This window comes from Bacteroidia bacterium (assembly GCA_026932145.1).
GTDB lineage: Bacteria > Bacteroidota > Bacteroidia > J057 > JAIXKT01 > JAIXKT01.
Genome location: JAIXKT010000054.1, coordinates 1 through 12,383, shown reverse-complemented (window position 1 = coordinate 12,383; position 12,383 = coordinate 1). Strand labels below are relative to the sequence as shown.

General features: G+C 38.3%; 9 protein-coding genes. 1 reads left to right on the top strand and 8 read right to left on the bottom strand.

Translation table 11 applies throughout. The annotated features are described in order from the left end of the window. Positions 1-172 precede the first annotated feature (172 nt). Positions 173-433 (bottom strand): ATP synthase F1 subunit epsilon, encoded by a 261-nt coding sequence (atpC, locus tag LC115_11915; GenBank protein MCZ2357369.1) that lies wholly within the window; start codon positions 431-433, stop codon positions 173-175. Between the two features lie 2 nt (positions 434-435). Next, complete coding sequence (gene atpD, locus LC115_11910; protein ID MCZ2357368.1) at positions 436-1,947, bottom strand: F0F1 ATP synthase subunit beta; 1,512 nt, start codon at positions 1,945-1,947, stop codon at positions 436-438. A gap of 243 nt (positions 1,948-2,190) precedes the next feature. On the opposite strand from atpD, the gene LC115_11905 reads away from it, so the two are divergent. Beyond that, the gene (locus tag LC115_11905; protein ID MCZ2357367.1) at positions 2,191-4,239 is read left to right on the top strand and encodes a putative porin; all 2,049 of its coding nucleotides are present in this window, start codon (positions 2,191-2,193) and stop codon (positions 4,237-4,239) included. Positions 4,240-4,283: 44 nt separating this feature from the next. Here the strand turns inward: LC115_11905 and LC115_11900 are convergent, their stop codons facing one another. The 6 genes from LC115_11900 to LC115_11875 form a co-directional block, all read right to left on the bottom strand. Beyond that, positions 4,284-6,590: a TonB-dependent receptor gene (locus LC115_11900; GenBank protein ID MCZ2357366.1), complete on the bottom strand. Its 2,307-nt coding sequence runs from the start codon at positions 6,588-6,590 to the stop codon at positions 4,284-4,286. Beyond that, on the bottom strand, positions 6,574-7,143 hold the full coding sequence (locus tag LC115_11895) for a type 1 periplasmic binding fold superfamily protein (GenBank protein ID MCZ2357365.1): 570 nt from the start codon (positions 7,141-7,143) through the stop codon (positions 6,574-6,576). Before LC115_11895 ends, LC115_11900 begins: the two co-directional genes overlap by 17 nt. A gap of 217 nt (positions 7,144-7,360) precedes the next feature. Further along, entirely contained in the window at positions 7,361-7,933 is a 573-nt protein-coding gene (locus LC115_11890; GenBank protein MCZ2357364.1) for a hypothetical protein, read from the bottom strand. A gap of 266 nt (positions 7,934-8,199) precedes the next feature. Continuing rightward, positions 8,200-9,234 (bottom strand): hypothetical protein, encoded by a 1,035-nt coding sequence (locus LC115_11885; GenBank protein MCZ2357363.1) that lies wholly within the window; start codon positions 9,232-9,234, stop codon positions 8,200-8,202. A 10-nt stretch (positions 9,235-9,244) separates the two neighbouring features. Continuing rightward, the gene (gene mrdA / locus LC115_11880; protein MCZ2357362.1) at positions 9,245-11,122 is read right to left on the bottom strand and encodes a penicillin-binding protein 2; all 1,878 of its coding nucleotides are present in this window, start codon (positions 11,120-11,122) and stop codon (positions 9,245-9,247) included. 10 nt (positions 11,123-11,132) lie between these two features. After that, positions 11,133-12,152 carry a Gfo/Idh/MocA family oxidoreductase gene (locus tag LC115_11875; protein MCZ2357361.1) on the bottom strand — a complete coding sequence of 340 codons (1,020 nt, stop codon included), beginning with the start codon at positions 12,150-12,152 and terminating at the stop codon, positions 11,133-11,135. Between the last annotated feature and the right edge of the window lie 231 nt (positions 12,153-12,383).

Here is a 12,383-nt window from a genome sequence, read left to right as displayed (position 1 = left end):
AAAATATCTATTTTATTAAAAATAAGCAACTTATTTATATTTTTAGCGGAATATTGCCCTTATTTATTGCCAATCTTTTTATTATACTTTCTGAGCTATAACCTCAAAATGCAGCAAGAAATCTATTCCTTGCTGCATTTTGGGTAAGTAATGTTGCTTTTTAGAATTTGTATTAGAAAAACTGAATGTTTTCAGCTAATACAATTACTTTATTTGAATTTACTTCAAGGGTTCCGCCCTGGATTTGGAAGTATTTTTCTTGTTGGTCTGGTGTGCGAATCATCAGTTTTCCTGTTCCCAACAAAGAGATCATAGGTGCGTGGTTGTATAGAATTTCAAAGCTACCTTCTGTTCCTGGGGCTACTACCGCGATTGCATCGCCGCTATAGACTTTAGAAGTCGGGGTTACCAACTCTAACGTTAAGGTTTTCATGCTTAGGCTTCTTGAAGTAGTTTATGTCCTTTAACGATAGCATCATCAAGGCTTCCTACCATATAAAAAGCATTTTCTGGAAGGTGGTCAAATTCACCGTCAATGATTGCGTTGAATCCTTTGATGGAATCTTCTATTTTAACGAAAACGCCTTTCATACCGGTAAACTGTTCTGCTACGTGGAATGGCTGGCTGAGGAAGCGTTGTACTTTACGTGCGCGTGTTACGGTGAGTTTATCTTCATCTGATAATTCATCCATACCCAGAATTGCGATAATATCCTGTAAGTCTTTGTACTTTTGGAGTATCATTTTTACTCTTTGGGAGCATTTATAGTGTTCTTCGCCCAAAACATCTGCGGATAAAATTCGGGAAGAAGATGTTAGCGGGTCAACGGCGGGGTAAATACCCAACTCGGATATAGCGCGGGAAAGTTCTGTTGTGGCATCTAAGTGGGCAAAAGTGGTAGCCGGAGCTGGGTCAGTATAGTCATCTGCCGGAACGTAAACAGCTTGTATAGATGTGATTGAACCGCGTTTTGTTGAGGTGATACGCTCTTGCATTGCGCCCATTTCTGATGATAATGTGGGCTGGTAGCCTACCGCAGAAGGCATACGACCTAAGAGTGCAGAAACCTCAGAACCGGCCTGTGTGAAACGGAAAATGTTATCAATAAAGAATAGAACGTCCCGTCCGCCGGTTTCTTCTGTTCCATCTCTAAAATATTCTGCAATAGATAGTCCTGTTAAAGCTACTCGTGCCCGTGCGCCGGGAGGTTCGTTCATTTGGCCAAAGACCAATGTAGCTTGTGATTCTGGTAATAATGCTTGATCTACGGCTTCTAAATCCCATTTACCGGCTTCTAAAGCGTGTTTAAACTTCTCTCCGTAGCGAATAACGCTGGATTCAATCATCTCACGTAATAAGTCATTTCCTTCACGTGTGCGTTCTCCAACGCCTGCAAAAACAGATAAGCCTGAGTGGTGTTTAGCAATATTGTTAATCAACTCCATGATTAGCACGGTTTTACCAACTCCTGCGCCGCCAAATAGTCCGATTTTTCCTCCTTTTAGGTACGGAGCTAATAAGTCAATAACTTTAATTCCGGTAAAAAGTACTTCTTGGTCGGTAGCTAATTCCTCAAACTTAGGTGCCGGTTTATGGATAGGGTAGCCTCTATCGTACTTAGGTTGTGGTAGGCCGTCAATAGCTGTTCCCACAACGTTAAATAACCTTCCCTTAATTGTGTCTCCGATGGGTACTTCAATTGGGTGGCCTAAATCTTCAACAAGAAGTCCACGGCTTAACCCGTCAGTAGCATCCATAGAAATCGTTCTGACTCGACTTTCTCCCAAATGCTGTTGCACTTCTAAAAATAGCCGGGTATTATCCGGACGGTGAACCACTAATGCATTGTAGATTTTGGGTAGCTCGGTATTGGCGTCACTAAAATCAACGTCAATTACAGGGCCTATTATTTGAGCTATTTTCCCGATGTTCTTCTTTTCAGACATGAAAACTCTGTTAATTTCAATTAGCCCGCAAAGTTACATTATGTTGCCCAAATAATAATACAAGAATTAATAAAAGTTTAAGAATATGATATTTTTAGAGTTGTGGTTCAGAAAGTATGCTAAAATTTTTGGCAATCAGGAGTAACGTTATCGGTTATGCCAGAAGTCAAAATTTATTTCTAAAAATAGGGTGTTTTTCTAAAAGCCTTCATTCGATAACGTTTGTCCTAATAATTTTGCCCTGTGTTTATAGCTCGTTATCTTTCCCTTTTTTGTGGGCTTATTTTGGTTCTTGGGAATACGCTTTCGGCAGTTGCCCAAAATCCTACTCAAGCAGATTCTACTAAGCAAGATTCTGCCCAAAAGAAAAAAATGATTACCCCTAAGGCATTTATTATCAACCCAAACCAGTGGGTAACTTTTGCTGCGGATTCTCAACTCTACAATCCAAATTTATTAACGGTTGGTTATTGGGACGAATGGGCGTACCTTGCTGGTTTTAGCTGGAATCTTGGGCAGGTCGGAAAACCTTATAAACACCTTAGCGGTGCTTTTTCTGATGAATACCAAAATACGCAACTTTTTAAAAACCCTTTTACTCGGCAATATGACGTTTATAGCCTAAGTGCCACAGCTTTAAAATATTTTGACACTAAAACCCCCTATTTAAGAGGCCGTTTTGACCAAGCCAGCCGGAAAACACAACTCTTAGAAGCAGAAGTATCTCAAAATATACTGCCAATCTGGAATTCTACTCTAACGTTTAAACGCAGGACTGCCTCCGGAGCTTATCTAAACAACACTACTGACCACGTTACGGCATCTTGGACAAACTGTTTCCGGAGCTTTGACCGTAGGTATAAAGGTACTTTTGCCGGATATTATTCTCAGCTGAATGACGAACTTAACGGAGGCTCTGTTTTGGATAGCAACAAAACTCTTGAAAATGCATTTCTCAAGCAAGCGCAGGTCGTAGCACTATCCGGCACAAAGTATAGTCGGAGAACTAAAGGCATCCAAACCCATCACGTATTACTGCTTAAACCGGATTCTATGCCTAATAATGTGGGGATTTTACTAAATGCTAACTGGCAACAATACTTTCAGCAATATGCAGACCCTACAATTTCTCCCAAAGATACCTTATCATCAGGGAGTTATCCATGGAAAGGAGATTCTGTTTTGTTTATGGATTACCATGCCAATGTTGTAAGCCAAAATGTGAGTCCCGGATTTCTATTAAAGTTTGGCAAGCTAATAGCCAATTTTAATGTTGGTATGCAACAAGATGTTTTTCGGTTAGAACAAAACTCTTTTACGCAATATGTGCATGAATATCAAACAAACCTCATTTTTCGTTCGGAACAATTGGGTACATTGAGTGGTAACGTCCGTTTTGCACAAAAAACTATTCAGGGTAAAGAATCCCGCTTACATTTTGATTATTTGTTCGCACCCGAAAAAAGCACAGAAATAGTAATTTCAGATACACTTAAAAAAAACTTAAAAAACGCAAATAAATCACATCTATCTGTATTTCAATATATTCCCCATAAAATACAGATTGTAGCCGATGTTGCTAATACGGCTCCGGCAATTATTCACTTACGGAATTTCGGCAGCACGATATTATCTGATGGAAAAAAATTCAACCCTGAAAGTTTGTATCAACTTCAAGTCGAGTATGCACTGAACACCAAACCGAAACTACAGCAAAATAGATATATTCAGCAGCAAAAATTTTCCATAGGTGCTTATTTTCAGCAATTAATGAACCAAATTTATCCTGATTTTAAGTTAGAATACCATCAAAGCCAAACGCCTACTTCTGTTGCAACGGTTTATTTAGCCGGAAAGTGTCAGTGGCGTTCTTGGCATATAGAGCCGGAGTTTAAGTACCTTCATTTTTTGCAAAAAGATTCGGCGGCTTTTGCTGTTAATCAGACTCAACCTAAGTTTCGGGCAACCTGCAATTTTTACTTTCAAAGAGATGTTTTTAAGCACGCAGCTAACCTAACGTTTGGGTTAAGAGGACTTTACCTTGATTCATTCAGTTTAATAAAATTTGACCCTTCTTCCCAGCAGTTTTTCCCTGATAGAAATCCGGTAACTATGTGGAGTTATTTACAATTAGATACTTACGCAACCTTAACTATCAAAACAGTAATCGTTTATCTTCGCCTGAGCCATTTAAATGAGGGTATGCCTAAGCCCGGATATATGACCACATTGGGGTATCCAATGTTAGAAAGAACGTTTTCCTTTGGGGTTGATTGGCGTTTCTTTGACTAAATCAACAATTCTTATTAAGGATAGTTTTTGGGGAATATATCAATCTAAAACGTATAAGAGCAGCCCACAATGCAGTTGATTCCTAAGTCGTCTGCAAAATACCGTAGCCGGTTTAAATAATCGCGATACCGAGTATTCAAAAGATTATCAACTTTAACGTAAAAATTAAAATTATGTGTTTTCAGCAGTTTTTGTGCGGTTATTTTCAGCCCCAATAAATTGTAGGCCGGCGGTGGCGGTGCAAAATCCTGCTCAGGAGAAAGGCCAACTTGCTTAAAAACATACTTATTGCTAAGCTCGATTCCCAGATTTTCTAAAAAGAGAAAATGCCCTGCTTGGTATGCTATTGCAGCACCGATATTGGTCGGCGGAGTATAAACCAACGTATTTTTAGATACCTGATCATAACCTTTCACAAAACTACATTTGAAAGATGTATATAGTTGAGGGTTAATATAATAAGAAGCGTTGTAATCTATTCCCCAGATAGTTACCGGTAACTGTTCGTAACGAAAGACCGGAAATGCGCCGCGAATAGTTAAACGAAACTCATTTTGGGGCTTCAATAAAATAAACTGCCGAATATTTTGATAATAGACCAACAATTCGCTAAAAAATTTTTTTTGGATAATTTTCTCCCAAGAAATAGTTGCTTTAAAACTTCTTTCTGAAGATAATTCGGGATTACCTTCTTCAATACTGCTAAGCCCTTGGTGAAGCCCAAAACTATATCGTTCATTTATTTCGGGGCTTCGGGAGGCAAGGCCGGCATTCGCCGTCATGGTAGAGTTCGGGCTGAAGCGATAAGCTGCTCCATAAATAATAGAAAAATTATGAAAATGGTTATTGTATCGAGCAATAGCTGGCGAGATGCCTCTGGTTATGGTTACAACTTTCTGGTTTTCATATTCATAGCGGCTCCCTAATTCTAATTGCCACCGAAGATACTGTTTTTTTAACAATGAGAAAAAGCCAAATTTATGTGTTAGATAATCCGGAATAAGCGGCAAAATGCCGGTTTCCGGCTGGTTGGTGTTGTCTATGCGCAATAATTGAAAGCCTGTTTTTAGGTCTAATTTTTGGGCAAATTGTTTATTATACTTAACTTCAATACATTGTGAAACTTGGTTTAGACTCAATGCAGGTATTGAACTTTTCCCGGAACGCCGAATATCATATTCTTTACGGATGTTAATTTGCCCAAAATAAGCAACGCCTAAGTATGCTTTTTCAGAAAAAAAGAAGGTCGTTTTCCCTTTCAATAAATGGTGGCTAACGGCTTGATACGGGGCAGAAATTTGGTATGAAAAATCAGGTTCTGTAAAAAAGGGCACTTCGCGCTGCAAGGCTTCTTGTAGGTCTGTAATATTTCCAATATGTGAACCCCTTAAAATCCCGATAATGGTGTTAAATGAACTGCCATAGATTTCGGTATGAATCTTTTCTGACCAGTTTTTTTGGATTTTCAGATGAATATTTGCTTCTCTGCTTCCTGTATTTCGGAGGAAGTAAGATGCTGTTTTTTTGTCTCCTTGATTTTTTAGAGTGCCGCTTATCCGCCATCCCAAGATTTTATTTTTTTGATATGCTTGAATATTAGCACCTTGCTCCATTCCGTTTGTTCCAAAATAGGTATTAATTTTTCCGTGCAGGTGAGGTTCTTCGGGAATATCCGGAAATTCTACCAAGATAGCCCCCCCTAATGAGTTACCGGGATATTCAACGACGCCGCTTCCTTTAACCACCGTTATTTTGCCGGCAGCCAAGGGGTCTATTTCCGGCGCATGGTCATTACCCCACTGTTGGCCACTTTGAAAAGCACCATTGTTATTGATACTGACCCGATTTCCATACAAACCATGAATAACGGGTTTGGCAATACCGCTTCCTGTTTTTAGTGAGCTTACTCCCGTTACCGTTTCTATCAATGTAGATAAATTTTGGTCTGCATTTTCGGCAATAAAAGACTCTTTAACAACGTGTTGATTCTGCATAGGATTAATCCTTTCAGTAATCACAACATCAGAGAGCAGTTTTTGATGATGATCCAGATAAATATTAAATGTAGTATCTCTGTATATGTCTATAAAAAAACGGTCTGGCTCGCAACCTACATGGCTCACCCGAATATGATACCTACCCGAACAAATACCGGATATAGAATAATTTCCCGCACTATCACTTATTGCTCCTTGTTTAGTTTCTTCGATAAAAATTGTAGCATAACTCATTGGGTATCCGGTGCTTATATCACGAATAAACCCAGTTAAATGCTTATTGCAGGGCTGCCCTGATGCCAATATCGGTAGCCACAAATGGATATAAAATATCAGCCTAACGAACCGTAACATTAAAGCTAACTTCTATATCTGTTTCGCCTCCGGCATTCGTAATGTCGCCTGCTACAACTCCAGCAGCAGATTTATTGGGTTCATGCCGAAGTGTAACCCTTAGAATGCCATTAGCTGCGGATCCCGTTGTAAGTTTTGTTATTAGCCCAATCGGGTTTCTGTCTGCGTCAGTATCCTGATACTGAACACTAAGCCCAGCTACGGAAGGCTGGTAAAAAAGTTGATGTTTAGTTCCTTCGGTTAAAACTTCCTTTGAAATTGTATCTGGCGGATTTTTTTGTTCATTGAGCAGAATGACCTGCCCTTGATATACTTTATTTGAAGCTAAAGAATCCGTTATGATTTCCGGCGGTTTTCCTCCTTCGCCATCTAAATCCCTAAAAGTAAACACTGCCGAAGTTCCGCCACCTACCGGATTTAAGTAATAATGGAATGTCGTTATTATTTCTGATTCATTTTGGAGCTTAGGGTCATCTTTTTCTTTTTTGCAAGAAAAAATCCAGACGGAGCAAACCAGCATCCATGATAATGGGACGATATAACGGCGAAACACGTATTGCAGTTTTTATTAAGGCTGCAAAAATATCTTATTTGCAACAATGTTGCAAATTGTTTTATTGCTAAAACAATTTAATTTACAATCCAGAAAGCACCGCTAAAAAGAAACAAGAAAGAATAACGTTAGTAGCCCTTCAAAAACATAGATAACTCATTACAAGTTAGAAATGAAGGTTTAAGAAGAAAGATAAAGAGTTTTCTTTATTTGATGATTAAGTATTTGGGGCTTTAATTTTTTCAGCATAATATTTTTTTATCCAAGAGCAGGCTTCTTCGTTATTATGCAAAAAAAGAGATTTCTTTTGGTCTTTAATCTCAAATAGATTTATAACTCTCTCTTTATCATAAGGTTGCGTATCAATATAAATAATAAAGGTAGTTAAATTGCTTTTGGCGGTATTTAGGCTATCAAAAGGGATATGTTGCATTCTTGATTGCATAAGTGATTCATAAGCAGCAATGTATTGTATGGCCTCTTTGGTAAAAGTTTTTTTTATTTCCCCTCTTTTGGTTGTTAATTCAATCCGATCGGTATAAAAAACCACATTTGTATTATTTATGCCAAACTTCATTAATAAATATCCACAAAGCATGAAGCCAAGCCCTAAACAGGCTACCATTATGCCATCAGAAAATTTCATACCATTAATTCCTCCGGTAAATGCACCTATAAGGCCAAACAAAATGATAATAATACTGAATACATTCAGTATTATAGTAACCAAGTTTAATCCACCTTTACCAGGATTAAATTGTGGCACTGTTATATTTTGAAAATTAGCCATTTTTTTAATAGTTATTGGGGTTTAGTTCAGAAAATCATCATAAAAAGAAGCAAAAAATAACGTTATCGTTTACGGTTAGAGAGAAAGTAACCATTATTTATTTTCGCTACTAAAATACAAAGATATTCAAAAATAGATATAAGGCAACTCATTGCGAATCAGGAACGGGGTATCAGTCCGTAAGAAAAAACGCTTAATGAAGTTGATTATGCTTAAAGTCCGTTAACGAAGCTATATCTTTCTGAGCCACAAGCAACTTTTGGTAATCAGAAAATAACACCATTGGGGACTATCCCTGCCGGTATTGAGCCAATTAGGTTTCCTTCTGGTGAATAGGTTTCCAACTTCCCTATCTGAACATAATCCATAGCGTTGGTAATGAACAGGTTATTGGTATTCGGTTGGATATTTAAACTATACCATTCTCCGCCGGTGTTTTGTATCAGGTATTGGGCAGGAAGAGTGGTATCCATGATACCCAAGCGATATAAATGTTTGTTAAAGAAATAGATATAGCTTTTGTCATTAGAGGTAGCTAAACATCTGGGGCGGGAAGATGCAGATTTTCCAAAGACAAATTTTTGGATAATTTGCTTAGTTTCCGGATTAATTACATACAAAATAGGGTTTTCTATTCCCCCGATGTCTCCTTCACAGAGCACCCAAATTCTGTTCAATTTATCCATTACGATTGAGGTTCCTCCGGTATTTAGCAAAATACTATCTTGAATGGTGTTAGTGAGTGTATCTAATAAGTAGATGTTCTTGCTATGTGGAGCAGTTATCCAGATAATATTTTGGTACAAAAGCATTTGTTCAGACCAGCCCGGAAAATAGATTTTTTGGGTTATTTTTTTCTCGTTTAAATCCAAAACAGAAATTGCATTATCCTTAAAATCACTTAGATACGCTTTTGAGTGTATTGGCAATAAATATCGCGGAGATTTTAGGCCGGAAATGGTGTAAACGGACTTAAATGTCTTGGTATCTATGATTTCTATTTTTCCGGAGTTATTAACTACTGTCCAAAGATAGTTACCTATCTTTTTGGCATCTTGCAAAACATCTCCGATAGGGCGGTTATTGGCGGGCTGAAAAATATCTTTGGTGGTCGTTTTTTGGGTAGAGTCATAATAGGAAATGGATGCATTTCCCCATCCAAAGTTTCCTTCATTGATGATAAATACAGCGTTTTGGGTAGGTGTTGGAAGTGGTGTGTCTGCTGGCTTCTCTGGAGGAGTGCAAGCCACAAAGAGGCCGATAAATATCCCTATAAAATAATAGGTTGTGCGAAAAGTCATATTATTAAGGTTATTCAGTTTTGGGTTTGTTGTCTTTGAGTTTAACTTTATTGGGATTTTTTTCTGGGTCTATAAAGTTAGCTTGTTCCATTCTCTCAAAGAGGGCTTGATTGGTAATTTTTCCTTTTAGGTATTGTTCTATCATTAGGCCGGCTATGGGTGCAGCCCACGCTCCGCCCCAAGTAGCGTTTTCTATGATTACGGCTATTGCTATTTTAGGTTTATCTTTAGGTGCAAAGGCGACAAAAACAGAGTGGTCGTCGCCATGTGGATTTTGAGCTGTTCCGGTTTTTCCGCAAATCGAGATACTATCTACACGAGCTAAATATCCTGTTCCTGCCAAAACGACCTGCTCCATTGCGTCAAAAACTACCGAAAAATAGGTGGAGTCAATCGGTAAATCAATTCGTTTAAATTGTATTGAATCATTGGAGGGAGTGCTGCTTACATAAAAACTTTTAAAAAAGTGGGGCTGAATATACCAGCCTTTATTAGCAATTGCGGCAACACAATTAGCCATTTGCAATGGAGTCATTTCTACTTCTCCCTGCCCAATAGAATTACTAACGATGGTCATTGCTCTCCAGCGATTTGCTTTGTACCATTTATCATAAAATTTTCGGCTGGGAAGCCTGCCAAAACTTTCACCGGGGATATCTACATTTAGTTTTTGCCCAACCCCGAAATATTTACTGTATTTATACCAAACATCATAAGCTTGGTTAAAGCTCCTGAATTTATTTGAGTTTAAAAAGTCCACGTAAGTTGCTGCGAAATAGGCGTTACAGGAATGTTGAATAGCGCCATTGAGGTCCAATGGGCTTGGGTGTAGGTGGCACTTGGGTCTGCCGCCATTCCGGTAAAAGCCGCCACCACAAGGGTAAACAGAATTTGGGGATAATGTGCCTTCTTGTAAAGCTATTAGCGCATTTATGATTTTAAATATTGACCCCGGGGGGTAGCGAGCCATCAACGGGCGGTCAAAAAGAGGTTTTAAAGTATCTGTATTTAGTTTTCTAAAGTTATTTACAACTTCGTAGCCGGTTAGTAGGTTAGGATCATAAGATGGTGCTGATACAAATGCTAAAATTTCGCCGGTTTCCGGCTCAATAGCCACGATACTGCCGCGCTTATTTTGCATTAACTTTTCTCCAGCTACCTGCAAGTCAATGTCTATACCAACTACAATATCTTCTCCTTTTTCCGGGATGGTGTCATGTTTACCATTCTCGAAAGTTCCTACCTGCCTACCAAAGACATCCATAAAAACTTTTCTGACCCCTTTTTTTCCCCGTAAATATTTTTCATAATAGCGTTCTAAGCCGGAAGTGCCGATTAAGTCGCCTTGTGTGTAGTAGTTTTCAAATAATTCTATATCTCGTTTGCTTACTTCACTGATGTAGCCTAAATAATTTGCACCTACGGGGTACAAATAATTACGGGCATTTCTAAGTACGGTATAAACGCCTCTGCATTGCCATAGATGTTCTTGAAGCGGAGCATATAAATCTGCGCTAATTTGTTTTTCTAACAAACTGGGTTTTAGCATAGAATATGCTTTTGCATATTCTATGCGTTTACGGATAGTTTCTCTACTTAAATGTAAATAGCGTTCAAAAATACTCGTGTCCGGAATGAATAGTTCTTTGGGAACAATCATTAGGTCGTATATCGGGGTATTTGTTACATAAACCCGATGCTTTCTATCATAAATAATTCCCCGTGAAGGTTCTAATACAATTCTTTTAACTACATTTCGTTCTGCATCACGGGCGTAATCAGGGCTTAGTAGTTGTAGATACCCTAAGCGCAAGATATAGATAAAAAAAACGAAGGCTATAATTCCCATAAAAACGAATTGTCGCTCTTTTAGGTCTTGCATAGCCATATATTAGCCATTAGGAGGGGGTATCCTGCAAAAATGGATTGCTACGATAAGCATCCTCTATAAGAGCTACTACTGAGGCAACCTCATTGGCTGTTGTCATAATGGAATCATTATGTAATAATGTATTTATTACGTTAGAAAATACCATTGCATGATTATTAGCAGAGCCGACATAATCTCCATAATTATTAGGTGGATTTGTAGGCGGCAATATTGGTGGGTCTATTTGGTGTATGTGGCAGTATTCTACTTCGTTCATATATTGCCCTCCAATTTTAACACTACCAAGTTCAGCCAAGATAGCCAAGCTACTCTCCCAGTTTTTATCCCATGTAGAAGTTGAATACGTTATATTAGCATAACCGCCTGATGGTAGGTCAAATAGTACTATTCCACTATCCTCAAATTCGGTTATACCTTGGTGGTTATGATTCCAGAATGTGCTATGACGCAACGTTAATGGGCCAAAAAGCCATTGTAAAATATCAACAAAATGGCTAAACTGAGTGTATAACGTTCCGCCGTCTAATTTACGTGTACCGTGCCATGAATCTGGCTTATAATAACGTGAATCTCTGTTCCAAAAACAGGTAGCTTGAACAGCATAAATTTTGCCAAATTTATTTTGTTCCAACAAAGTGCGTAACCATTGCGTTGGAGGGCTATAACGGTTCTGCATCACACAGAATACTTTACGGTCTAACTCTTTTGCTCGTTCAATAATATCTACACAGTCTTTATATTTTAATGCTAAAGGTTTTTCGCATAAAATATGCGCTCCCATAGCTAACCCTTTTATACATTGCTCATAATGAAGCCCGTTAGGTGTGCAAATACATAGAACATCAACCGAAATTCCTGCTGATATAAATTGATCAAAGTCTTGAAATACTGGAATACCAACAGGGAAAATGCGGTCAGAAGAAGGCTCGATAATAGCTACCAGCTCAGTCCCTGGTAATGTTTGGATGATAGAAGTATGCCTTCGACCGATATATCCGAACCCAAGAACAGCAAAACGAATTACCATAAATTATTCAAATAAGGCGCAAAGCTACCAAAAAAGAACAATAGGACGCTCAAAAAATCTGATTCTCTAAGAACTACAAACCATTTCGATTGTAGCTCAGAAAGTATGAAAGCTATAATTTCGTTGGTGGAGCATTATTGCTATCAGGGCATCATGGTTTTTTGGGGAAAAGAAAGTAGTGTTATGTTAATCGTAAATTAACGGATAAAGTCTTCTGAGTTTTTGCCTTGC

Bases quoted from the DNA above. Each gene is read 5' to 3' on its own strand.
- atpC (MCZ2357369.1), bottom strand. From the start codon at position 433: ATGAAAACCTTAACGTTAGAGTTGGTAACCCCGACTTCTAAAGTCTAT.
- atpD (MCZ2357368.1), bottom strand. From the start codon at position 1,947: ATGTCTGAAAAGAAGAACATCGGGAAAATAGCTCAAATAATAGGCCCT.
- LC115_11900 (MCZ2357366.1), bottom strand. From the start codon at position 6,590: ATGTTACGGTTCGTTAGGCTGATATTTTATATCCATTTGTGGCTACCG.
- LC115_11890 (MCZ2357364.1), bottom strand. From the start codon at position 7,933: ATGGCTAATTTTCAAAATATAACAGTGCCACAATTTAATCCTGGTAAA.
- LC115_11885 (MCZ2357363.1), bottom strand. From the start codon at position 9,234: ATGACTTTTCGCACAACCTATTATTTTATAGGGATATTTATCGGCCTC.
- mrdA (MCZ2357362.1), bottom strand. From the start codon at position 11,122: ATGGCTATGCAAGACCTAAAAGAGCGACAATTCGTTTTTATGGGAATT.
- LC115_11875 (MCZ2357361.1), bottom strand. From the start codon at position 12,152: ATGGTAATTCGTTTTGCTGTTCTTGGGTTCGGATATATCGGTCGAAGG.